The 22,848-nt window shown below is 48.3% G+C and carries 34 protein-coding genes; 33 read left to right on the top strand and 1 reads right to left on the bottom strand.

Annotation, left to right across the window (positions count from 1 at the left end):
• Nucleotides 1-15 precede the first annotated feature (15 nt).
• On the top strand, nt 16-3,663 hold the full coding sequence (gene rpoC / locus FD25_RS12465; RefSeq protein ID WP_057804592.1) for a DNA-directed RNA polymerase subunit beta': 3,648 nt from the start codon (nt 16-18) through the stop codon (nt 3,661-3,663).
• A 66-nt stretch (nt 3,664-3,729) separates the two neighbouring features.
• Here rpoC and FD25_RS12460 read toward each other — a convergent pair whose 3' ends face one another.
• Nucleotides 3,730-4,392 carry a prepilin peptidase gene (locus FD25_RS12460; RefSeq protein ID WP_057804591.1) on the bottom strand — a complete coding sequence of 221 codons (663 nt, stop codon included), beginning with the start codon at nt 4,390-4,392 and terminating at the stop codon, nt 3,730-3,732.
• Nucleotides 4,393-4,665: 273 nt separating this feature from the next.
• Between FD25_RS12460 and rpsL the strand changes: the two genes are divergently transcribed.
• From rpsL to rplQ, 32 genes are all read left to right on the top strand, one after another.
• The gene (rpsL, locus tag FD25_RS12455; protein WP_057804590.1) at nt 4,666-5,079 is read left to right on the top strand and encodes a 30S ribosomal protein S12; all 414 of its coding nucleotides are present in this window, start codon (nt 4,666-4,668) and stop codon (nt 5,077-5,079) included.
• Between the two features lie 73 nt (nt 5,080-5,152).
• Nucleotides 5,153-5,623 (top strand): 30S ribosomal protein S7, encoded by a 471-nt coding sequence (rpsG, locus tag FD25_RS12450; RefSeq protein ID WP_057804589.1) that lies wholly within the window; start codon nt 5,153-5,155, stop codon nt 5,621-5,623.
• Between the two features lie 187 nt (nt 5,624-5,810).
• Nucleotides 5,811-7,910, top strand: a complete 2,100-nt coding sequence (gene fusA, locus FD25_RS12445; RefSeq protein ID WP_057804588.1) for an elongation factor G — start codon at nt 5,811-5,813, stop codon at nt 7,908-7,910.
• 627 nt (nt 7,911-8,537) lie between these two features.
• Nucleotides 8,538-8,846, top strand: a complete 309-nt coding sequence (rpsJ, locus tag FD25_RS12440; protein ID WP_057733097.1) for a 30S ribosomal protein S10 — start codon at nt 8,538-8,540, stop codon at nt 8,844-8,846.
• Nucleotides 8,847-8,890: 44 nt separating this feature from the next.
• Complete coding sequence (gene rplC / locus FD25_RS12435) at nt 8,891-9,541, top strand: 50S ribosomal protein L3 (protein WP_057804587.1); 651 nt, start codon at nt 8,891-8,893, stop codon at nt 9,539-9,541.
• A gap of 21 nt (nt 9,542-9,562) precedes the next feature.
• Nucleotides 9,563-10,186, top strand: coding sequence for a 50S ribosomal protein L4 (gene rplD, locus FD25_RS12430; protein ID WP_057804586.1), 624 nt, complete (start codon nt 9,563-9,565; stop codon nt 10,184-10,186).
• Nucleotides 10,186-10,473, top strand: coding sequence for a 50S ribosomal protein L23 (gene rplW / locus FD25_RS12425; protein WP_057733103.1), 288 nt, complete (start codon nt 10,186-10,188; stop codon nt 10,471-10,473). The genes rplD and rplW overlap by 1 nt, the downstream gene beginning before the upstream one ends.
• Nucleotides 10,474-10,502: 29 nt before the next feature.
• Nucleotides 10,503-11,351 carry a 50S ribosomal protein L2 gene (gene rplB, locus FD25_RS12420; RefSeq protein WP_057804585.1) on the top strand — a complete coding sequence of 283 codons (849 nt, stop codon included), beginning with the start codon at nt 10,503-10,505 and terminating at the stop codon, nt 11,349-11,351.
• A 79-nt stretch (nt 11,352-11,430) separates the two neighbouring features.
• The gene (gene rpsS / locus FD25_RS12415; RefSeq protein WP_057733107.1) at nt 11,431-11,709 is read left to right on the top strand and encodes a 30S ribosomal protein S19; all 279 of its coding nucleotides are present in this window, start codon (nt 11,431-11,433) and stop codon (nt 11,707-11,709) included.
• Nucleotides 11,710-11,722: 13 nt separating this feature from the next.
• Complete coding sequence (rplV, locus tag FD25_RS12410) at nt 11,723-12,079, top strand: 50S ribosomal protein L22 (RefSeq protein WP_024746872.1); 357 nt, start codon at nt 11,723-11,725, stop codon at nt 12,077-12,079.
• A 3-nt stretch (nt 12,080-12,082) separates the two neighbouring features.
• Nucleotides 12,083-12,739, top strand: a complete 657-nt coding sequence (gene rpsC / locus FD25_RS12405) for a 30S ribosomal protein S3 (RefSeq protein WP_057733109.1) — start codon at nt 12,083-12,085, stop codon at nt 12,737-12,739.
• Between the two features lie 2 nt (nt 12,740-12,741).
• Complete coding sequence (gene rplP, locus FD25_RS12400; protein WP_057804584.1) at nt 12,742-13,176, top strand: 50S ribosomal protein L16; 435 nt, start codon at nt 12,742-12,744, stop codon at nt 13,174-13,176.
• Nucleotides 13,166-13,360 (top strand): 50S ribosomal protein L29, encoded by a 195-nt coding sequence (gene rpmC / locus FD25_RS12395; protein WP_057733112.1) that lies wholly within the window; start codon nt 13,166-13,168, stop codon nt 13,358-13,360. The genes rplP and rpmC overlap by 11 nt, the downstream gene beginning before the upstream one ends.
• 26 nt (nt 13,361-13,386) lie before the next feature.
• The gene (gene rpsQ, locus FD25_RS12390) at nt 13,387-13,653 is read left to right on the top strand and encodes a 30S ribosomal protein S17 (protein ID WP_057733114.1); all 267 of its coding nucleotides are present in this window, start codon (nt 13,387-13,389) and stop codon (nt 13,651-13,653) included.
• A 50-nt stretch (nt 13,654-13,703) separates the two neighbouring features.
• Nucleotides 13,704-14,072, top strand: a complete 369-nt coding sequence (gene rplN, locus FD25_RS12385; protein WP_057804583.1) for a 50S ribosomal protein L14 — start codon at nt 13,704-13,706, stop codon at nt 14,070-14,072.
• 35 nt (nt 14,073-14,107) lie between these two features.
• On the top strand, nt 14,108-14,419 hold the full coding sequence (rplX, locus tag FD25_RS12380; RefSeq protein ID WP_057804582.1) for a 50S ribosomal protein L24: 312 nt from the start codon (nt 14,108-14,110) through the stop codon (nt 14,417-14,419).
• 25 nt (nt 14,420-14,444) lie between these two features.
• On the top strand, nt 14,445-14,987 hold the full coding sequence (gene rplE / locus FD25_RS12375) for a 50S ribosomal protein L5 (protein ID WP_057804581.1): 543 nt from the start codon (nt 14,445-14,447) through the stop codon (nt 14,985-14,987).
• Between the two features lie 20 nt (nt 14,988-15,007).
• Nucleotides 15,008-15,193, top strand: a complete 186-nt coding sequence (locus FD25_RS13980; protein ID WP_011668486.1) for a type Z 30S ribosomal protein S14 — start codon at nt 15,008-15,010, stop codon at nt 15,191-15,193.
• A gap of 33 nt (nt 15,194-15,226) precedes the next feature.
• The gene (gene rpsH / locus FD25_RS12370) at nt 15,227-15,625 is read left to right on the top strand and encodes a 30S ribosomal protein S8 (protein WP_024746880.1); all 399 of its coding nucleotides are present in this window, start codon (nt 15,227-15,229) and stop codon (nt 15,623-15,625) included.
• Nucleotides 15,626-15,655: 30 nt separating this feature from the next.
• On the top strand, nt 15,656-16,192 hold the full coding sequence (rplF, locus tag FD25_RS12365; protein WP_057804580.1) for a 50S ribosomal protein L6: 537 nt from the start codon (nt 15,656-15,658) through the stop codon (nt 16,190-16,192).
• Between the two features lie 37 nt (nt 16,193-16,229).
• On the top strand, nt 16,230-16,595 hold the full coding sequence (rplR, locus tag FD25_RS12360) for a 50S ribosomal protein L18 (RefSeq protein ID WP_045808219.1): 366 nt from the start codon (nt 16,230-16,232) through the stop codon (nt 16,593-16,595).
• Nucleotides 16,596-16,617: 22 nt separating this feature from the next.
• Nucleotides 16,618-17,121, top strand: a complete 504-nt coding sequence (rpsE, locus tag FD25_RS12355; RefSeq protein ID WP_057733123.1) for a 30S ribosomal protein S5 — start codon at nt 16,618-16,620, stop codon at nt 17,119-17,121.
• A 14-nt stretch (nt 17,122-17,135) separates the two neighbouring features.
• On the top strand, nt 17,136-17,318 hold the full coding sequence (gene rpmD, locus FD25_RS12350; RefSeq protein WP_057804579.1) for a 50S ribosomal protein L30: 183 nt from the start codon (nt 17,136-17,138) through the stop codon (nt 17,316-17,318).
• 35 nt (nt 17,319-17,353) lie between these two features.
• Entirely contained in the window at nt 17,354-17,788 is a 435-nt protein-coding gene (rplO, locus tag FD25_RS12345) for a 50S ribosomal protein L15 (RefSeq protein ID WP_057804578.1), read from the top strand.
• Nucleotides 17,788-19,098 (top strand): preprotein translocase subunit SecY, encoded by a 1,311-nt coding sequence (gene secY / locus FD25_RS12340; RefSeq protein WP_057804577.1) that lies wholly within the window; start codon nt 17,788-17,790, stop codon nt 19,096-19,098. The genes rplO and secY overlap by 1 nt, the downstream gene beginning before the upstream one ends.
• 92 nt (nt 19,099-19,190) lie before the next feature.
• The gene (locus tag FD25_RS12335) at nt 19,191-19,844 is read left to right on the top strand and encodes an adenylate kinase (protein WP_307725068.1); all 654 of its coding nucleotides are present in this window, start codon (nt 19,191-19,193) and stop codon (nt 19,842-19,844) included.
• Nucleotides 19,845-20,002: 158 nt separating this feature from the next.
• Nucleotides 20,003-20,221, top strand: coding sequence for a translation initiation factor IF-1 (infA, locus tag FD25_RS12330; protein WP_011668477.1), 219 nt, complete (start codon nt 20,003-20,005; stop codon nt 20,219-20,221).
• Nucleotides 20,222-20,249: 28 nt separating this feature from the next.
• A complete protein-coding gene (gene rpmJ / locus FD25_RS13975) occupies nt 20,250-20,369 on the top strand; it encodes a 50S ribosomal protein L36 (RefSeq protein WP_008855781.1) in 120 nt (39 codons plus the stop codon).
• Nucleotides 20,370-20,397: 28 nt separating this feature from the next.
• Nucleotides 20,398-20,763: a 30S ribosomal protein S13 gene (gene rpsM, locus FD25_RS12325; protein ID WP_057733131.1), complete on the top strand. Its 366-nt coding sequence runs from the start codon at nt 20,398-20,400 to the stop codon at nt 20,761-20,763.
• A 26-nt stretch (nt 20,764-20,789) separates the two neighbouring features.
• Nucleotides 20,790-21,179, top strand: coding sequence for a 30S ribosomal protein S11 (gene rpsK / locus FD25_RS12320; RefSeq protein ID WP_057804575.1), 390 nt, complete (start codon nt 20,790-20,792; stop codon nt 21,177-21,179).
• 87 nt (nt 21,180-21,266) lie between these two features.
• On the top strand, nt 21,267-22,217 hold the full coding sequence (locus FD25_RS12315; RefSeq protein ID WP_057733135.1) for a DNA-directed RNA polymerase subunit alpha: 951 nt from the start codon (nt 21,267-21,269) through the stop codon (nt 22,215-22,217).
• A 30-nt stretch (nt 22,218-22,247) separates the two neighbouring features.
• Nucleotides 22,248-22,631 carry a 50S ribosomal protein L17 gene (rplQ, locus tag FD25_RS12310; RefSeq protein ID WP_057733138.1) on the top strand — a complete coding sequence of 128 codons (384 nt, stop codon included), beginning with the start codon at nt 22,248-22,250 and terminating at the stop codon, nt 22,629-22,631.
• Nucleotides 22,632-22,848 lie beyond the last annotated feature (217 nt).

The raw sequence follows: 22,848 nt of genomic DNA, 5'->3' as shown, positions 1-22,848 counted from the left end.
AGGGAGGTCGCTTCTTTGGTCGATGTCAATAAGTTCGAAAGCATGCAGATCGGACTCGCCTCACCCGATAAGATCCGTAGTTGGTCTTACGGTGAAGTCAAAAAGCCAGAAACCATTAACTACCGGACGTTGAAGCCGGAAAAAGACGGTCTGTTCGACGAACGTATCTTCGGTCCTACTAAGGACTGGGAATGTGCTTGTGGGAAATACAAACGTATCCGTTACAAGGGTGTTGTTTGTGACCGTTGTGGGGTTGAAGTTACCCGTTCTAAGGTTCGCCGGGAACGGATGGGCCATATTGAACTGGCTGCCCCAGTAACGCACATCTGGTACTTTAAGGGGATTCCTAGCCGGATGGGCTTGGTTCTGGACATGAGTCCACGGGCATTGGAAGAAATCATCTACTTTGCTTCCTACGTTGTCTTAGACCCAGGTGATACCGCATTGGAACGCAAGCAATTGCTGTCCGAACGGGATTACCGGGACAAGCTCGTGGAATACGGCTCCAAGGCCTTCAAGGCTGAAATGGGTGCCGAAGCCATCAAGAAGTTGTTGATGGCCGTAGATTTAGATAAAGAAGTTAAGGAATTAAAGGAAGAATTGAAGGAAGCCACTGGTCAGAAGCGGACGCGTGCCGTTCGTCGTTTGGACATTTTGGAAGCCTTCGTCACGTCGGGTAACCGTCCGGAATGGATGGTTATGGACGCGATTCCGGTCATTCCACCTGACTTGCGGCCGATGGTCCAGTTGGAAGGGGGACGTTTTGCAACGTCCGACTTAAACGACCTGTATCGGCGGGTCATCAACCGGAACAGCCGGCTCAAGCGGTTGCTTGATTTAAACGCACCAGGCATCATCGTACAAAACGAAAAGCGGATGTTACAAGAAGCCGTCGATGCTTTGATTGACAACGGACGGCGGGGTCGTCCAGTCGCTGGTCCTGGTAACCGGCCACTGAAGTCTCTGTCTCACATGTTGAAAGGGAAGCAAGGACGGTTCCGTCAGAACTTACTGGGTAAGCGGGTTGACTACTCTGGTCGTTCCGTTATCGATGTGGGTCCGTCTCTGAAGTTTAACCAAATGGGTCTGCCAGTCCCAATGGCGTTGGAATTATTCCGGCCATTTATCATGAAGGAACTGGTTGCCCGGGGGTTAGCTTCTAACATTAAGAACGCTAAGCGCCAAATCGACCGTGAGGAAGACGACGTGTTTAACGTGTTGGAAGACGTCATCAAGGAACACCCTGTTCTGTTGAACCGGGCCCCTACGCTTCACCGGTTAGGGATTCAAGCCTTTGAACCCGTACTGGTAAGTGGGAAGGCCATGCGGCTGCACCCGTTAGCTTGTGAAGCCTACAACGCCGATTTCGATGGGGACCAAATGGCCATCCACGTGCCGTTGTCTGACGAAGCTCAAGCGGAAGCGCGGTTACTGATGTTAGCTGCGCACCATATCTTGGCCCCTGCTTCTGGGAAACCAGTTGTGGCACCATCTCAAGATATGGTTATCGGGAACTACTACCTGACCATGGAAGAAGCTAACCGTGAAGGTGAAGGCATGATCTTCACCGACTTAAACGAAGCGGTGCTGGCTTACAGAAACGGGTTAGTTCATTGGCACACCCGCGTGGGGGTCCAAGTGGCCTCGATGCCGGACAAGCCATTTACCGACGAACAACGTAATAAGATTATGGTGACGACCGTTGGGAAGTTGATCTTTAACAACATTCTGCCGAAGTCGTTCCCATACTTGAACGAACCAACGAGTACCAACTTGAACGGTTACGTACCGGACCAATACTTCTTGGCACCGGGTGAAGATATTCACGACTACCTGCAAAATGCCGAACTCATCGGGCCTTTCAAGAAGGGCTTCTTGTCTGACATTATCGCGGCAGTTTACCAACAATACAAAGTGACGGCAACGTCCGAATTGTTGGACCGGATCAAGGACTTAGGGTACAACGAATCCACCAAGTCTGGGTTGACGGTCGGAATTTCCGACATCACCGACTTGAAGGAAAAGCCAGTGATCATCGACGAAGCCCACAAAAAGGTTAAGACGGTGACGAAGCAATTCCGGCGTGGGTTGATTACCGACCACGAACGTTACGAACGGGTTATTGGGATCTGGAACGATGCCAAAGACGACATTCAAAACGCCTTGATTCACAGTTTCGAGCAACAGAACCCAATCTTTATGATGAGTGATTCTGGTGCCCGGGGGAACATTTCTAACTTTACGCAGTTAGCCGGGATGCGGGGCTTGATGGCCGCGCCTAACGGTGAAATCATGGAACTGCCAATCACGTCTAACTTCCGTGAAGGCCTTTCCGTGATGGAAATGTTCATTTCGACCCATGGGGCCCGTAAAGGGATGACCGATACGGCCTTAAAGACTGCCAACTCAGGTTACCTGACTCGGCGGTTGGTTGATGTGGCGCAAGATGTAATTATTCGGGAAAAGGACTGTGGAACTGACCGTGGGTTGAAGATTCGGGCCATCACCGATGGTAACGAAATGATCGAACCACTTTACGACCGGATTTTAGGCCGTTACACTCAGAAGTCCGTCATTGATCCTCAAACGGGTGACGTGATTGTACCGAAGAACCAAATGATCGTTGAAGACACCGCGCAAAAGATCGTCGATGCCGGCGTTCAAGAAGTCACGATTCGTTCCGCGTTCACTTGTAACACGGAACACGGGGTCTGCGAACACTGTTATGGTCGGAACATGGCTACCGGTGACGAAGTTGAAGTCGGTGAAGCTGTCGGAACCGTTGCCGCACAGTCTATCGGTGAACCAGGGACGCAATTAACCATGCGGAACTTCCATACCGGTGGTGTGGCTGGTAACGAAGATATCACCCAAGGGCTTCCTCGTGTTCAAGAATTATTTGAATCCCGGAACCCTAAAGGGAAAGCGGAAATTACCGAAGTTACGGGGACGGTTGAATCCATTGAGGAAAACCCGGCCGAACGGACTAAGGAAATTACCATTAAGGGTGAAGCAGATACGCGGAGTTACACGTTACCAATCACAGCCCGGATGCGAATCACGGAAGGTGACTTCATCCACCGTGGGGCAGCGTTGAACTATGGGTCTGTTGATCCTAAGGAATTACTGCGAGTTCGGGACGTCTTGTCAACGGAAACCTACATTTTAGGTGAAGTTCAACGCGTTTACCGGATGCAAGGTGTGGCCATCAGTGATAAGCACGTGGAAATCATGGTTCGGCAGATGCTTCGTAAGGTCCGGATCATGGATCCAGGTGACACCGATGTCTTACCAGGGACCCTGATGGATATCCAAGACTTCCGTCGTGCTAACTACCAGACGTTAATTTCTGGTGGGATTGCGGCTACGGCGCGTCCGGTGATCCTCGGGATTACCAAGGCGGCTCTGGAAACCAACAGTTTCCTGTCCGCTGCTTCCTTCCAGGAAACGACTCGGGTTCTGACCGACGCGGCTATCCGCGGCAAGAACGACCCATTAGTCGGTCTGAAAGAAAACGTTATTATTGGGAAGATTATTCCTGCCGGGACTGGGATGCCAGATTACCGTCAGATCAAACCCAAGGAAGTCGGCAGTGCTTCAACGGAGGGCGTTTACTCAATCAGCGACCTCGAAAAGCAAATGCAAGAAGACTCCCAAGCTTAATCTCAGTCTGAGACCGAGCCGATAAAAGAGCCACCCTATCGTTACTGGTAGGGTGGCTTTTTTGCGTTAATGACCGGGGAGCACCCACCAGATCCAGGCGCTAATGGTGAGGGCCGGAATGAAGGGAAGTTGTTTCTGGGGGACTTGCCAATGAGCTAAGAGGGCGAGGACGCACGCCAGACTGAGCCAGCGACTGGTGGTAAGCGGCCCTAAAGCTAGGCCGAAGCTACTGATGAATTCGAGGTCACCGTCCCCAATCCAGGGATGTTGCCAGTAGGGCCACCCCCAACGAATCAACGCGTAGGCCAGGATGAGGCCGAGTGTCGTGACTACCGTGATGGGATGGGGAGCTAAGAGCAAATTCACCACGCCAACCCAGGCCGGGAAGCTTTGGGTCCGCGCATCGCAAAGCGCCGCAAAACTCCAGAGAAAGAGCCAGGCCAAGGGTTGGGTGCTCGCGGGACCCTGCCAGGTCGCTAATAGGAGCCCGCCGCCCAGTTCGGCAAGCACCGTATCGATGGGAATGGGGGTTCGGCAGTAGGCGCATCGCCCCCGTAAGCACCAATAACTGAGTCCGGGAATGAGCTGCCAGTATGCTAGGGGAGTGCGACACCAGTCACAATGTGAGGCGGGCAAAAGTAACGATTCCCCAGTAGCGTAGCGACTAGCGGCGGCACACAGGAAGGACCCCAAACAACAGCCGTAGATAAACAAGATTATGGTTAACATGGTCATCACCTCAAAGACAGGTTCCGTAAAGACCGCGGCTAAAAATTTAGCTTTTTTCTAAACCGCGAGTTGACAAGGGCGAAGGGGCCATGTTATTCTATTCAAGGTGCTTTTCGCAGACAGGTCTCAGGTACTTTACCGGACATGCTGACTGGACGGCGAGGAGGACACTTCAATTGACACCTTTCTCGGTGGCTTTTTTCTTTAAGAAAAAATGAACCACCTGGATGTGTGGACTTAAATTTAGCAGATATAGAAAGGAGGACTATTTAGATGCCTACTATCAACCAATTGGTGCGTAAAGGTCGTAAATCTAAAAGTTCGAAATCAGATGCCCCAGCTTTAAACTACGGGTATAACAGTTACAAGAAGGTTCAAGTTAAGAATCCAGCTCCCCAAAAGCGGGGCGTGGCCACTCGTGTTGGTACGATGACGCCAAAGAAGCCTAACTCAGCCTTACGGAAGTATGCGCGTGTACGTTTGTCCAACTTAATTGAAGTGACTGCTTACATCCCAGGGATTGGCCACAACTTGCAAGAACATAGTGTTGTGTTAATCCGTGGGGGCCGGGTAAAGGATTTACCTGGGGTTCGTTACCACGTTATCCGTGGTGCGCTTGATACGGCCGGTGTGACTGACCGTCGTCAAGGCCGTTCTAAGTACGGGACTAAGAAGCCTAAGGGTTAAAAAGAATCGGTGCGGTAGCTGCACGGATGCCGTCAGCTATCCAGCATAGTTACTTCAAGGAGGATATTATACAATGCCTAGAAAAGGAAACGTACAAAAGCGTGAAGTCCTTCCTGATCCAATCTACAATTCAAAGTTGGTTACTCGTTTGATTAACCACACGATGATGGATGGGAAACGCGGGACTTCCACGAAGATTATCTATGGTGCATTTGACATCATTAAGAACGAAACTGGTAACGATCCAGTTGAAACTTTTGAAGAAGCAATGAAGAACGTTATGCCAGTCTTGGAAGTTAAGGCACGCCGGGTCGGTGGGTCTAACTACCAAGTGCCAATCGAAGTTCGGCCAGACCGTCGGACCACGTTGGGCTTACGTTGGATCGTGTTATACGCACGTCTGCGTGGCGAACACACCATGGTTGAACGGCTTGCTCGTGAAATCATGGATGCTGCTAACAACACTGGTGCGGCAGTTAAGAAGCGTGAAGATACGCACCGGATGGCAGATGCTAACCGGGCCTTCGCACACTACCGTTGGTAATCAGGCAGTTTTTGCCCTGCTTTACCGCCAATGTGCTAAAATACTAGGGCGGAATACGACTATCGTATTCATGTCACTAGTTTAAAGGAGCAATCCTTTAATTAGAGGTGGCTACTAAATCAATAGATGATGGTAGTCACCTTTTGTTAAATCGATGATCATTTTTGAGAGGAGTTACACATTAATCATGGCTAATACTCGTGAATTTCCGCTTGAGAAGACGCGTAACATCGGTATCATGGCCCACATTGATGCCGGGAAGACGACGACTACTGAGCGTATCCTGTATTACACTGGTAAAATCCACAAAATTGGTGAAACCCACGATGGGGCTTCCCAAATGGACTGGATGGAACAAGAACAAGAACGTGGGATCACGATCACTTCTGCAGCCACTACGGCCGAATGGAAGGGTCACCGGATCAACATCATCGATACCCCAGGACACGTAGACTTCACCGTTGAAGTTGAACGTTCTCTGCGGGTCTTAGATGGTGCCGTTACGGTTTTGGATGCCCAAGCTGGGGTTGAACCTCAAACCGAAACGGTTTGGCGTCAAGCTTCCGACTTCAACGTTCCCCGTATCGTGTTTGCGAACAAGATGGATAAGTTAGGGGCTAACTTTGACTTCTCCGTTAAGTCATTACACGAACGTTTGGACGCTAACGCGGTCGCTCTTCAAATGCCTATCGGTGCTGAAGACGACTTCGCTGGTGTGGTTGACTTAATCGAAATGAAGGCTTACATCTACGACATGGATGACCTGGGTTCCAAGTGGGACACGGTGGACATTCCTGACGATATGAAGGATGAAGCCCAAAAGCGTCATGAAGAAATCATCGAATCCGTTGCCGACGTCGATGACGAAATCATGGAAAAGTACCTTGAAGGTGAAGAAATCTCCAAGGAAGAATTAAAGGCCGCTATCCGGCGGGCAACCCTGAAGCTGGAAATGTTCCCAGTCTTCGCTGGTTCTGCCTTCAAGGATAAGGGTGTGCAAATGTTGATGGACGCCGTTGTGGACTACTTACCATCTCCATTGGATGTTAAGCCTTACAACGCGACTGTGCCGGATACTGACGAAGCCGTTCAATTGCGTGCCGATGACGACGCACCATTCGCTGCGTTGGCCTTCAAGGTGGCCACCGACCCATTCGTTGGTCGCTTGACTTACATCCGGGTTTACTCCGGGACTTTGGAAGCCGGTTCTTACGTCTTGAACTCTACCAAGGACAAGCGTGAACGGGTTGGTCGTTTGCTGCAAATGCACTCCAATCACCGTCAAGAAATCCCAGAAGTCTTCTCTGGTGATATTGCCGGGGCCATTGGGTTAAAGAACACCACGACTGGTGACTCTTTGACGGATCCTGATCATCCACTGCACTTGGAATCTATGGACTTCCCAGATCCAGTTATCCAGGTTGCCGTAGAACCTAAGACTAAGGCTGACCAAGACAAGATGAACACCGCCTTACAAAAGCTTTCTGAAGAAGATCCAACTTTCAAGGCTGAAACTAACCCTGAAACTGGTGAAACTCTGATCGCTGGGATGGGTGAACTTCACTTGGACATCATCATCGATCGGATGAAGCGTGAATTTAAGGTTGAAGCTAACATCGGTGCCCCTCAAGTGGCTTACCGTGAAGCCTTCACTAAGTCCACCAAGGTTCAAGGGAAATTCGTTCGTCAGTCTGGTGGTAAAGGTCAATATGGTGACGTTTGGATCGAATTCACCCCTAACGAACGTGGTAAGGGTTACGAATTCGAAGACGCTATCGTTGGTGGGGTTGTTCCTCGTGAATTTATCCCTTCAGTTGACCAAGGGCTGCAAGAAGCCATGGCTAACGGTGTCTTAGCGGGCTACCCATTAGTTGACGTTAAGGCTAAGCTCTATGATGGTAGTTACCATGAAGTCGATTCTAGTGAAGCAGCCTTCAAGGTTGCCGCTTCCTTGGCTTTACGGAACGCCGTTAAGAGTGCCGGTCCAGTGATCTTGGAACCAATCATGAAGGTTGATGTCCAAGTTCCTGAAGAATACATGGGTGATATCATGGGCCAAATTACCGCACGTCGTGGTAAGGTCGATGGGATGGAAGCTCGTGGGAACGCACAAATGATTCACTCATTCGTGCCACTTTCCGAAATGTTTGGTTACGCAACCACTTTACGGTCTGCTTCGCAGGGTCGTGGGACGTTTACCATGACGTTCGACCACTACGAACCAACGCCTAAGAGTGTGCAAGCTGACATTATCAAAAAGAATGGTGGGACTCCGGTCGAAGACTAGAGTTAACCAGTTCTAAAATTAACTGATTGAATCGTAAGATGAAGTCAGGCCAGAAACGGCGCTAGATCAGAAATGATTTAGTGCCGTTTTTGTTTGGTCTGAAAAGGGGCCCCAACCGTGATGGGTGGGCTATCCGGGCCGGAAAACGGTGAAAAATTGAAGCAAAAACTACTATTATAATAGTTTAAGCCAACTAAAAGCGGCGGTGACGTGAGCGATGCTGAGCCGTTAAGTACTGGTTAGCCGACCGCGAGGCCACTAATCGCTTGGAAAGAGGATTTACTTACTAAAATAAAGCATCAAAATAATTGACAGGGCACCCTAATTCGCGGTATTCTAATACGCGAGTTTTCAGAAGTTTTTTAGGTGACCGACCTAGCCAAATGAGGTGGGGGGCCCGAATAAAATTTAGGGAATTCAGCGAAAACCCTTGTCATACGGCGTTTTATTTAGTATGATAGTTAAGTGCTGATTTTCAGGGGTGTTTTATGCACTTCTGATCCCGGCTCAAAAGTTTAAGCGATGATGTGGGAGATTGCGACACGCCCGGCCGCTTTGCCATGAGGGCGTGGCGGGAATTCACACGGAGTTAGTCTTATTTTTAAAATAGACGAAGGAGGGAACACAATGGCAAAACAAAAAATTCGGATTCGGTTAAAGGCTTACGAACACCGTATCTTGGATCAATCAGCGGACAAGATCGTTGAAACGGCAAAGAGAACTGGTGCCACTATTTCAGGCCCAATTCCATTGCCAACTGAACGGACGGTCTACACCGTGTTACGTTCACCACACAAGTTCAAGGACTCGCGTGAACAATTCGAAATGCGGACGCACAAGCGTCTGATTGATATCGTTAACCCAACGCCAAAGACGGTCGACTCATTAATGAAGCTTGACCTGCCTAGTGGTGTGGACATCGAAATCAAGCTATAATTTCTAGTTTCAAAAATATAAAACATTAAATCGGAGGTGTACTCATGACCACAAAAGGAATCTTAGGGAAAAAGGTCGGGATGACGCAAGTCTTCACTGATGCTGGCGAATTAATCCCCGTTACTGTTGTCGAAGCAACGCCAAACGTTGTGTTGCAAGTTAAGACGATGGAAAACGACGGTTACGAAGCCATTCAACTTGGTTACCAAGACAAGCGTGAAGTACTTAGCAACAAGCCCGAACAAGGTCATGTAGCAAAAGCAAACACGACTCCTAAGCGCTTCATTCGTGAATTCAAAGATGTTGAGCTGGGAGATTACAAGGTAGCTGACGAAGTTAAGGTTGACGTCTTCCAAGCAGGCGACATCGTTGATGTCACTGGTGTCACTAAAGGTCATGGATACCAAGGTAACATCCATAAAGACGGTCAAAGTCGTGGTCCTATGGCTCACGGTTCTCGTTATCACCGTCGTCCAGGTTCTCTGGGTGCCATCATTAACCGGGTTTTCCCTGGTATGAAGCTTCCAGGTCGGATGGGTAACAAGCAAGTTACGATCCAAAACCTGCAAATCGTTAAGGCCGACGTCGACAACAACGTTCTGCTGATCAAGGGTAACGTGCCAGGTGCTAACAAGTCACTCATCGTTGTGAAGAGTGCTGTTCGTCCTCCACGTCCTAAGCAATCTGAAAAATAAATCGGAAGGGAGGATAATTAAATGACAAGCGTAGCATTATACAAACAAGATGGTAGCCAAAACGGCGATGTAACGTTAAATGCTGATATCTTCGGTATCGAACCTAACGAAAACGTCGTCTTCGACACGATTTTGATGCAACGAGCTTCCTTACGCCAAGGAACGCACGCCGTTAAGAACCGGAGTGCTGTCCGCGGTGGTGGTAAGAAGCCATGGCGTCAAAAGGGTACTGGTCGGGCCCGTCAAGGTTCCATCCGTTCCCCACAATGGGTCGGTGGTGGTGTGGTCTTTGGCCCTACCCCTCGTTCCTACAGTTACCGCCTTCCTAAGAAGGTTGGTCGTTTAGCACTTAAGTCCGTTCTTTCCCAAAAGGTTCTGGATGAAAGCTTAGTCGTCGTAGACGCTTTAGCTTTCGACGCACCTAAGACGAAGGAATTTGCTGCCGTGCTGACTGGTTTGAATGTCACGACGAAGACGTTAGTTGTCTTAGAAGACGATAACACGACGGCTGCTTTAGCTGCTCGTAACTTAGCTAATGTCAAGGTTATCCCAGCGAAGAGCTTAAACGTGCTTGACGTTGCCGGTGCTGACAAGTTAGTGATCACTCAACCAGCTCTTTCTCAAGTAGAGGAGGTGCTCGCATAATGGAAGCACGCGACATTATCTTACGTCCCGTTGTCACTGAAGCTTCAATGGCAACCATGGACGACAAGCGTTACACGTTCGACGTTGATGTTCGAGCAACCAAGACGCAAGTCAAGCACGCTATCGAAGAAATCTTCGGCGTGAAGGTTGTTAAGGTCAACATCATGAACTTAAAGGGTAAGAAGAAGCGTCAAGGACGTTACGAAGGCTACACTAAGAAGCGTCGTAAGGCCATTGTCAGCTTATCTGCCGACTCAAAAGAAATCAAATTATTCAACGAAGAATAATATTCTGATAAATATAGGAGGGAAATAACGTGGCGATTAAGAAATACAAACCAACAAGCAATGGTCGTCGTAATATGACGAGCTTGGTTTACAAAGACGTCATCACTAAGACGACTCCTGAAAAATCATTGCTGAGTTCACAAAGCCACACCGCTGGGCGGAACAACGCCGGTCATATGACTGTGCGTCACCGTGGCGGTGGTAACAAGCGCCAATACCGGATCATCGACTTTAAGCGGATTAAGGACGATGTTCCCGCAACGGTTAAGGCTATCGAATACGATCCTAACCGGACTGCTAACATTGCTTTATTAGTTTACGCTGATGGGGTTAAGTCCTACATCATCGCACCTAAAGGCTTAAAGGTTGGCGCACAAGTGCAATCCGGCCCTGAAGCTGATATCAAGGTTGGGAACACTTTACCATTGAAGAACATTCCTTTCGGGACTGTGATTCACAACATCGAATTAAAGCCGGGTAAGGGTGGCCAATTGGTCCGCTCCGCTGGGACTTCCGCACAACTTTTAGGTAAGGCTAACGATGACAAGTACGTCTTGGTTCGTTTGTCTTCCGGTGAAGTTCGGATGATCTTAAACGTTAACCGGGCAACCATCGGTGCCGTTGGTAACGAAGAACACGAATTAGTTAACGTTGGTAAAGCCGGCCGGAATCGTTGGATCGGTCAACGTCCTCACGTTCGTGGGTCAGTTATGAACCCTAACGATCACCCTCATGGTGGTGGTGAAGGTAAAGCACCTGTTGGGTTACCATCTCCTCTGTCCCCATGGGGTAAGAAGACGGTTGGTAAGAAGACTCGTAAGAAGAAGAACCGGACCGACAAGTTTATTGTTCGTCGTCGTAAGGGTTCTAAGATGTAATCATCCGACTAGTCGGATGATTCGATACCCGGTGATCATCGTGTTAAACGATGCGCCACAAGTAGAGGAGGTTTCATAAATGGGTCGTAGTTTGAAAAAGGGACCTTTTGCCGATGCGCACTTGCTGAAGAAGATCGATGCGCAGAAAGACAATGACAAGAAGGCCGTCATCAAGACCTGGTCTCGCCGGTCTACTATTTTCCCTAGCTTCATTGGTTACACCATCGCTGTTTATGACGGACGGAAGCATGTCCCAGTTTACATTCAAGAAGACATGGTAGGCCACAAGTTAGGCGAATTCGTTCCAACGCGGACATTCCGTGGCCACGGTGGCGACGACAAGAAAACTGCACGATAAGGAGGATTAACTAATGGCTGAACAAGTTACATCAGCACAAGCGACTGCTAAGACGGTACGGATTGCTGCACGCAAGGTCCGTCTGGTTATCGACCTTATCCGCGGTAAGAGCGTCGCTGAAGCGCTGGCTATCCTTAAGTTCACACCCCGCGGTGCTTCACCGGTTGTGGCTAAGGTTTTAAACTCTGCAATTGCAAATGCAGAAAACAATTTTGACTTAGATCGTCAAGATTTAGTTGTTAGCGAAGCTTACGTCAACGAAGGACCAACCCTCAAGCGGTTCCGTCCTCGTGCCAAAGGCTCTGCTTCACCAATCAACAAGCGTACGAGTCACATTACGGTTGTTGTATCTGAAAAAGAGGAGGGATAACGCGTGGGTCAAAAAGTAAATCCAACCGGATTACGTGTCGGGATTATTCGTGACTGGGAAGCAAAGTGGTATGCTGAAAAAGATTTTGCTGCTTACTTACGAGAAGACCTTCAAATCCGTAAATTCATCGAAAAGCGTCTGGAAGATGCTTCTGTTTCCACTGTTGAGATTGAACGGGCTGCAAACCGCGTCAACATCTCAATCCACACTGCCAAGCCAGGAATGGTTATTGGTAAGGGTGGTTCCGAAGTTGAAAACTTACGTAAAGAATTAAACGCTTTGACTGGCAAGCGAGTACACATCAACATTGTGGAAATCAAGAAGCCAGACTTAGATGCTAAGTTAGTCGGCGAAAACATTGCTCGCCAATTGGAAGGCCGGGTTGCCTTCCGTCGGGCGATGCGTCAATCCATGCAACGGACAATGCGTTCCGGTGCTAAGGGGATTAAGACGCAAGTTGCTGGTCGGTTAAACGGTGCTGATATGTCCCGTGTCGAAAGCTATGCTGACGGTACGGTGCCTCTGCACACGTTACGTGCTGACATCGACTATGCTTGGGTAGAAGCCCACACCACTTACGGTTCTTTAGGTGTTAAAACCTGGATCTACCGTGGTGAAATCCTACCTGAAAAGAAAAATAACGGACAAGGAGGGAAATAAGCATGCTGGTTCCTAAGCGAGTAAAGTTCCGTCGTGTCCACCGTGGTAAGCTCCGTGGCGAAGCCAAGGGTGGCAAGAGTGTCGCTTTCGGTGACTACGGTTTGCAATCGTTAGATTCCCATTGGATTTCTAACCGGCAAATCGAAGCCGCTCGTGTTGCGATTACGCGTTACATGAAGCGTGGTGGGAAAGTTTGGATCAAGATTTTCCCTCACAAATCCTACACTGAAAAAGGTGTTGGGGTCCGGATGGGTAATGGTAAAGGTACGCCTGCTGGCTGGGTAGCCCCAGTTAAGCGCGGTAAGGTCTTATTCGAAGTTGGCGGTGTTGATGAAGCAACCGCTCGCGAAGCCTTACGTTTGGCTGCCATGAAGCTTCCCGTTCGTACCAAAGTTTTGACCCGAGAGGAAGTAGGTGGCGAATCTAATGAAGACTAAAGATATCAATGAATTAACCACTGCTGAAATGCTCGATAAAGAAAAGAGCTACAAGGACGAATTATTCAACTTGCGGTTCCAATTAGCTACCGGTCAATTGGAAAACACCGCTCGGTTGAAGCAAGTTCGTAAGAACATTGCGCGGATTAAAACCGCTCTTCGCCAACAAGACTTGAACAAGTAGAATACGATAAAGGAGGCCATTAATACATGAGTGATGTACGTAATCACCGTAAGGTATATCGCGGTCGCGTAGTGTCCGATAAAATGGACAAGACGATCACGGTCGTCGTAGAAACGACGAAGACTGACGCACGGTACGGCAAGCGGGTCAAGTACTCCAAGAAGTACAAGGCACATGATGAAAACAACGAAGCCCACACTGGCGACATCGTTGAAATCATGGAAACGCGGCCACTGTCTGCCACTAAGCGGTTCCGTTTAGTTGACATTGTTGAAAAAGCAGTCATTATTTAAGTGTCGTTTTTATCGTATTCTGAACTAGAACTGAAGGGAGGACACTAGCTGTGATCCAACAAGAAAGTCGCTTAAAGGTTGCCGATAACTCTGGCGCCCGTGAAATTCTAACGATCAAGGTTCTGGGTGGCTCAAAACGTCGCTACGCCGGAATCGGTGATATCATCGTTGCTACTATCAAACAAGCAACACCAGGTGGCGTTGTCAAAAAGGGTGATGTGGTGAAGGCTGTCGTTGTTCGGACGAAGTCTCGGATCCGTCGGACTGACGGAACTTACATCAGTTTTGATGAAAATGCCGCAGTGCTGATTAAAGATGACAAGAGCCCACAGGGGACTCGGATCTTTGGACCAGTTGCACGTGAATTGCGTGACAACGACTTTATGAAGATTGTCTCATTAGCACCCGAAGTACTGTAATTAAGAATCGTGTAAACAAGGAGGTGCCCACAGGAATGCTTATTAAAACTGGTGACAAGGTCCGCGTGATCGCTGGCAAGGATAAAGGCAAGGAAGGTACTGTGTCCAAGGTCTTATCCGCTAAGAACCGCGTGGTTGTCAAAGGCGTCAACATGATTAAGAAACACCAAAAGGCTTCGCAATCGAACCCTCAAGGTGGAATTCTTGATGTTGAAGCACCAATTCACGCATCCAACGTTATGCTTATCGATCCATCGAACAACGAACCAACCCGGCTTGGCGTTCGTATCGAAGATGGTCACAAAGTCCGGTTCGCTAAAAAGTCCGGCGAAACCATCGATAAATAATCCACGAAAGGAGGAATAACATTTCATGTCAGCTCGTTTAAAAGAAAAGTACGTTAATGAAATCACACCTGCATTGGTGGACAAATTCAACTACAGTTCTGTTATGCAAACCCCTAAGATCGACAAGATCGTTTTGAACATGGGTGTTGGGGACGCTGTTTCCAACGCTAAGAACCTGGACGAAGCCGTTGAAGAACTCGGATTAATTTCTGGTCAAAAGCCATTGGTTACTAAGGCCAAGAAGTCAATCGCGACCTTCCGTCTTCGTGAAGGCATGTCCATTGGGGCAAAGGTTACCCTTCGTGGTGACCGGATGTATGAATTCCTGGATAAGTTGATCAACGTGTCATTGCCACGTGTTCGTGACTTCCATGGTGTTAGCACCCGTTCATTTGATGGACGTGGGAACTACACGCTGGGGGTTAAGGAACAATTGATCTTCCCAGAAATTAACTTTGATAACGTTAACCGTGTCCGTGGTTTGGACATCGTCATCGTTACGACGGCAAACACCGATGAAGAGTCCCATGAATTATTGGCTCAATTCGGTATGCCATTTGCACACTAATATAAGGAGGTTCACACAAATTGGCTAAGAAATCACAAATTGCTAAGAACAAGCGTCCCGCGAAGTTTTCTACTCAAGCATATACTCGTTGCGAACGTTGTGGACGTCCACACTCTGTTTATCAAAAGTTCCACCTCTGCCGTATCTGCCTCCGCGAATTGGCTCACAAGGGTCAAATTCCTGGCATGAAGAAGGCTAGCTGGTAAACCGATTTTTAAACAAAGGGAGGGAAAACGTTAATGTCCATGACTGATCCAATTGCAGACTTCTTAACTCGGATTCGTAACGCCAACATGGTTCGTCACGAATCACTCGAAGTACCTGCATCTAAAATTAAACGTGACATCGCTGAAATCCTGAAGCGCGAAGGGTTCATCCGTAACGTTGAATACATCGACGACGACAAGCAAGGCATCATTCGTGTCTTCTTGAAGTACGGTAAGGATAACCAACGCGTCATCAGTGGTTTGAAGCGTATTTCAAAGCCCGGCTTACGTTCATACGTTAAGGCCGACGCTGTACCAAAGGTATTGAACGGTTTAGGTATCGCCATTATCTCCACCTCTGAAGGGGTTATTACTGATAAAGAAGCGCGGGCCAAGAAAATCGGTGGCGAAGTTCTCGCCTACGTTTGGTAAAAATCTGATAAAGACAGGAGGTGCCTTACAGTGAGTCGTATTGGTTATAAAACGGTTGTTGTTCCTGCCGGCGTTGAAGTTAAGCGCGATGGGAACGAAGTCACGGTCAAGGGTCCTAAGGGTTCCTTAACGCGGACTTTTGCTGCCGACATTACTATGAAGATCAGCGATGGTGCGGTTGATTTTGACCGTCCAAGCAATGACAACAAAATGCGGGCTTTACATGGTACGCAACGGGCCAACCTTAACAACATGGTTGAAGGGGTTGTCAGTGGTTTTGCGAAGACCTTGAAGCTTGTCGGTGTTGGTTACCGGGTTCAATTGAAGGGTAAAGACCTGATCTTGAGCGTTGGTTACTCCAACCCCGTTCACATGGATGTTCCTGAAGGCCTTGAAGTTAAGGTTCCAGATAACACCACTATCAACATTGCTGGGATCAGCAAGCAAGAAGTCGGTGACTTTGCTGCCGAAGTTCGTGCCGTTCGTTCCCCAGAACCTTACAAGGGTAAGGGTATCCGTTACGAAAACGAATTTGTTCGTATTCGTGAAGGTAAGACCGGTAAGTAAACTTAAAGCAGCTTAATTGCTGAAATTTTTCAAAGAGGTGACTATTTTGATTACGAAACCAGATAAAAACAAGACGCGTCAAAAGCGTCATGGACGTGTCCGGAACAAAATTTCTGGTAATGCAGAACGCCCACGCTTAAACGTATTCCGCTCTAACAAAAACATCTACGCTCAAGTAATTGATGACGTAGCGGGTGTAACGCTTGTTAGTGCCTCGACGTTAGACGACGGCGTTAATGGTGACAACAAGACCGAACAAGCCAAGGCTGTCGGTGCTTTAGTTGCTAAGCGTGCCGTTGAAAAGAAGATTGAAAATGTTGTGTTTGACCGTGGCGGGTACTTGTACCATGGCCGTGTTCAAGCGCTTGCGGAAGCTGCTCGTGAAAACGGGCTTAAATTTTAATAGTAAGGAGGAATAACCACACATGGCAAAGTTTATTGATCCCGACAAGTTGGAACTAGAAGATAACGTTGTTGCTATCAACCGGATTACCAAGGTTGTTAAAGGTGGTCGTCGTCTGCGGTTCGCTGCTCTTGTCATTGTCGGCGACAAGAACGGTCACGTTGGCTTCGGAACTGGTAAAGCACAAGAAGTTCCCGAAGCAATCCGGAAGGCTGTTGAAGCCGCTCGGAAGAACCTGATCGAAGTTCCAATCGTGGGAACGACCATTCCTCACGAAATTATTGGAAACTACGGTGGTGGGAAGATCTTGTTGAAGCCTGCTGCTGAAGGTTCTGGAGTTGCTGCCGGTGGTGCCGTTCGTTCCGTCATGGAATTAGCTGGTGTTGCTGATGTGACTTCAAAGCGTTTAGGTTCCAACACGCCAGTTAACGCTGTTCGCGCAACGTTTGAAGGCTTGACTCAATTAAAGCGTGCTGAAGAAGTTGCTGCCCTCCGGGGTGTTTCACTTCAACACTTAGCTGAATAAGGAGGAGTTCTAAGATGGCTCAATTGAAAGTTACTTTAATTCATAGTGCTGCTCACCGCCTCCCTAAACAGCGTAAAATCGTTGAAGCAATGGGTTTGAAACGAGTTAACAGCTTTGTTTTACAACCTGACAACGAAGCTACTCGCGGTGCGCTTTTCCAAATCGCACATTTAATTAAGGTTGAAGAAGTTAAGTAGTATTCATATCATTAAATAAGGAGGTGCGCAATAGCATGAAGTTGAATGAACTAAAACCTGCTGAAGGCTCACGGAAGGTTCGTAACCGGGTTGGCCGTGGTGATTCCTCTGGTAACGGTAAGACTGCTGGCCGTGGCCAAAAGGGTCAAAAGGCGCGTAGCAAGACCCGTTTGGGCTTTGAAGGTGGCCAAATGCCATTGTACCGTCGGATTCCAAAGCGTGGGTTTACCAACATTAACCGTAAGGAATTTGCTGTCGTAAACTTGGCTGCTTTGAACGTCTTTGATGACGGTGCCGAAGTAACGCCAGCTGCCTTGGTAGAAGCTGGTATCGTGAAAAACGAAAAGGCGGGCATCAAGATCTTGGGTAACGGTGACTTAACGAAGAAGTTGACGGTCAAGGCCGCTAAATTCTCTAAGTCTGCTGCTCAAGCCATTGAAGCCGCTGGTGGTAAGACTGAGGTGATTTAATGCTATCAAGCTTGAAAAACGCCTTTAAGATTAAAGACATTCGTAATAAGATTCTCTTTACTCTATTGGTTTTGATCGTCTTTCGTCTTGGGACCTATATTACGGTTCCAGGCATCAACGCGAAGGCCCTTCAAAGCGTTGCGTCTTCTGGATTGGTTAGTATTTTAGATACCTTTAGTGGTGGTGGGTTAACCAACTATTCCATCTTTGCGATGGGGGTTTCCCCGTACATCACGGCACAAATCGTTATTCAATTGCTACAAATGGACATCGTTCCACGTTTCGTGGAATGGAGTAAGCAAGGTGACGTTGGTCGTCGGAAGTTAAATCAAGCAACGCGGTATCTTGCGATTGTCTTGGCGTTCTTCCAATCCATCGGGATTACGGCCGGCTTCAGTGCCTTAAGTTCACTGAAGTTGGTTGAAAGTCCTAGTGTGGCAACGTACGTTTCCATTGGGTTGATCTTAACCGGTGGGACCATGTTGACTACCTGGATGGGTGACATGATTACCGACCGCGGATTAGGTAACGGGATTTCGATGATTATCTTCGCCGGGATTATTGCCCGGACACCGAAATCTGTCTACCAACTTTACCAAACTTATTTCGTCGATGCCGACAAAGGAACGTTATGGAAGAGTGTCTTGTTCATCCTAGCCCTCATCGTGGTCGTTATTCTCATCGTGACGTTTGTCACCTGGGTCCAACAGGCCGAACGACGGGTGCCGATTCAATACACGCGGCGGGTATCTGGTTCGCCAGATAGCAGTTATCTTCCATTAAAGGTCAACGTGGCCGGAGTTATCCCCGTTATCTTTGCGAGTTCGTTTATTGCGACGCCACAAACTATTTTGATGGCGTTCCAAAATGCGCACTCACAAGACACGTGGTACCAAGTTCTAACTGACATCTTTAACATGCAAACGCTGGACGGTGCGATTTTGTATACCGTTCTGATCGTTGTGTTCACGTTCTTCTATGCGTTCGTGCAGGTGAACCCCGAAAAGTTATCTGAAAACTTGCAAAAGCAAGGCAGTTACATTCCGGGTGTTTGGCCGGGACACGAAACACAATCATACGTTTCCAGTTTGTTGATGCGCCTCAGTACCGTTGGGGCCCTCTTCTTAGGATTCGTTTCCTTAATTCCGTTGTTAGCCCAAAACCTGTGGAACTTAGATGAGTCCATCGGGTTAGGGGGAACTAGCCTCTTAATCGTGGTTGGTGTGGCCATCGAAACGATGCGTCAAGTTGACGGATTGATGATGAAGCGCGAATACGTTGGCTTTATCCAAGGTCCAGAACCAGCTTAATGAGTTTCCAGCGGGTGTGTTGAATTCTTTTGGCACACCTGCTTGTGTTTTTCAGGCGAAGTTTACGAATAAGGAGATTGAGCATGACAGCAATGAACTTGATTCTCATGGGACTGCCGGGTGCCGGTAAGGGTACGCAGGCCCAAAAGATTATCGATGAGTTCCACCTACCGCACATTTCTACGGGAGATATCTTCCGTGATGCTATGAAGAACGAAACCGAAATGGGCGTTGCCGCTAAAAAGTTCATCGACCAAGGTGAATTGGTTCCTGATGAAGTAACCAACGGCATTGTCCGGGATCGGTTAGCCCAAGCTGACACCGAAAACGGGTTCATGTTGGACGGATTTCCCCGTTCTTTAGCGCAAGCGGAGGCTCTGGATAGTTTTGGTCCTGAGTTGAACCGGACGATCAACGCCGTCATCAACATTCATGTTGAACCCGACGTGTTAATCGAACGGCTCTCTGGCCGGTACATCTGCCGGACCTGTGGGGCAACCTACCACAAGCTCTACCATAATCCTAAAGTCGCAGGCACTTGTGATGTCTGTGGCGGTCATGACTTCTATCAACGTGAAGATGACAAGCCGGCCACGGTGAAGAATCGTCTGGCGGTGAACGTGAAAGCGAACACCCCACTGGTTGATTACTACACCAAGAAGGGCTTGTTGTACACGGTTGATGGTAACCGCGACATCGATGACGTTTACGTCGACATTGAAAAGATCCTCAAGAACCTGAAGTAAACCGCAATCTTGCTTTGTTAAAGTAGATGTGGTAAGCTTATTCAGGTTTAGCCTGTAAATGGCGCGCTGTCGCAATTCGCAGGTGCTCGGTGGGAGCAAACACTGTTCCCGCCGCTTTTCCGCGTAATTTATACGCAATTAATAAGGGAGGTACTTTCGTGGCGAAAAGCGATGTCATCGAGGTTGAAGGTAAAGTTACCGAAACATTGCCCAACGCAATGTTCCGTGTAGAACTAGAAAACGGTCATGAGATTCTCGCTCACGTTTCGGGAAAGATTCGGATGCACTACATCCGGATCCTGCCTGGTGATCGAGTAACTGTTGAAATGTCACCGTATGACTTGTCTAAAGGCCGCATTACTTATCGTTTTAAGTAATCGGTGAGACAAAAGTAGGAGGGTTATCATGAAAGTAAGACCATCAGTTAAGCCAATGTGCGAACACTGCAAGGTTATCAAGCGTAAGGGTCGAGTAATGATTATTTGCTCTGCCAACCCTAAGCACAAGCAACGCCAGGGTAAGTAATTTAATTTAAATAGGAGGTGCACAAGTAATGCCACGTATTGCAGGAGTGGATTTACCACGTGATAAGCGTATCGCTTATGGTTTGACCTACATTTTCGGGATCGGTATCAACACGGCACACAAGATTGTCGCTGCTGCCGGTGTCTCTGAAGACGTTCGGGTTCGCGATTTAACGCCAGACCAAGAAGACAAGGTTCGTGCCGAAGTCGACAAGTACAAAGTTGAAGGTGACTTACGTCGTGAAGTCAGCTTAAACATCAAGAACTTGCAAGAAATGGGTTCATACCGGGGCATGCGTCACCGTCGCGGTTTACCAGTTCGCGGCCAACACACCAAGAACAACGCCCGCACTCGTAAGGGTAAAGCCGTATCGATTGCCGGGAAGAAGAAGTAATCAAGTAAGGGAGGTCAAACACTTTTATGGCAACTAGAAAAACTAGTCGCAAGCGTCGGGTCAAGAAGAATATTGAATCCGGGGTTGCGCACATTCATGCTACGTTTAACAACACCTTAGTAATGATCACTGACGTTCAAGGGAACGCGATCGCATGGTCATCCGCTGGTGCTTTAGGTTTTAAGGGTAGTCGTAAGTCAACGCCATTTGCTGCACAAATGGCTGCTGAAGCTGCTGCCAAGGCTTCAATGGAACACGGAGTTAAGTCCGTTGAAGTTGCTGTCAAGGGTCCTGGTTCAGGACGTGAAGCCGCTATCCGGGCGATCCAAGCTGCTGGTATCGAAGTTACGGCTATCCGCGATGTAACGCCAGTGCCTCATAACGGTACTCGTCCTCCAAAGCGTCGTCGGGTCTAACGTGAGCGTTTCATTTATGAAGATTACCTTCATGATGGGATTGACTTATAGGAGCTCAACGCGGTTTGAAAGGGGTAAACGATAAGAATGATTGAATTTGAAAAGCCTAACATTCATAAAATTGACGAGAGCAGCAACTACGGCAAGTTTATTGTCGAACCGCTGGAACGAGGCTACGGGACAACCCTTGGCAATTCGTTACGTCGGATTCTGCTTTCATCATTACCTGGTGCAGCCGTTACCAGCATTCAAATCGACGGGGTTCTGCATGAATTTTCGACTATCGAGGGTGTCGTTGAAGACGTTACGCAGATCATCTTAAACGTCAAGAAGATCGCGTTGAAGCTTAACGGAGCCGATGATCAGGAAGAAACCATGGAGATCAACGTCAAGGGACCTGCACAAGTTACCGCCGGTGACATTGTTGCGGGGGCGGATGTCGATGTGTTAAACCCAGACCTGTACATTGCGACGGTCGCTGACGGGGCAACTTTCCACATGCGCATGACGGCAGATAAGGGTCGCGGCTACGTGTCTGCGGATGAAAACAAAACGCGGAACACGGAAATGCCAATTGGTGTTTTGGCCGTTGATTCTATTTATACCCCTATCGAACGGGTTAACTACCAAGTAGAGAATGCACGGGTTGGCCAACGGGCCGACTATGACAAATTGACCCTGGATGTTTGGACAAACGGTTCAATCAATCCAAGCGAAGCCATTTCATTGGCTGCTAAAATCTTGACCGAACACTTGGCGATGTTCGTTGATTTGACGGACGAAGCGAAGAATGCGGAAATCATGGTTGAAAAAGAAGAAACGCATAAGGAAAAGATGCTTGAGATGACCATCGAAGAGCTCGACTTATCGGTTCGTTCTTACAACTGTTTGAAGCGTGCTGGAATCAACACGGTTCAAGAATTGACTAACAAGACGGAAGCGGACATGATGAAGGTTCGTAACCTGGGTCGCAAGTCCCTGGAAGAAGTTAAGGCTAAGTTAGCTGATTTAGGCTTATCACTTCGGAAAGAAGACTAATTTTAGATACTCAAAGGAGGGTTTCTGGTTATGAGTTACCGTAAATTACAACGGACTAGTTCTCAACGGAAGGCTTTGTTACGCGACTTGACCACTAGTTTGATCTTAAACGGTCGGATCGAAACGACTGAAGCACGTGCCAAGGAAGTCCGCAAGACGGCGGATCAAATGATCACCTTGGGTAAGCAAGGCGACTTGCATGCACGGCGCCAAGCTGCTGCGTTCGTTCGGAACGTGGTTGCTGACGTGAAGGAAGACGGCGATGACATCAAGGTTACTTCTGCATTGCAAAAGCTGTTCAGCGAATTAGCACCGAAGTACGCGGATCGTAACGGTGGTTACACGCGGATCTTAAAGACGATGCCTCGTCGCGGTGATGGTGCTGCAATGGCTATCTTGGAATTCGTTGACTAATTTTTAATTAATCATCAGTTTCGGTCTGGTTACGCCGCCTTAGTGTGTAGCAATAGGTAACACATAAATCACTAGAACCATGTGGTATAGAGCGCTATGATGATGGAATTCCCGAGTCTAGCTTGAATGGGGGCGAAAGCCTCAGCGCCGCTGGTTTGTTAGTGATTTTTTTGTACCCTTTTTTTGAACGGGGACGTGAGATTGGTGTCAGCCCTAC

The organism is Levilactobacillus acidifarinae DSM 19394 = JCM 15949 (assembly GCF_001434835.1).
Taxonomy (GTDB): domain Bacteria; phylum Bacillota; class Bacilli; order Lactobacillales; family Lactobacillaceae; genus Levilactobacillus; species Levilactobacillus acidifarinae.
Note: the sequence above shows the minus strand (reverse complement) of the source record. Positions and strands in the feature narration are given on the sequence as shown.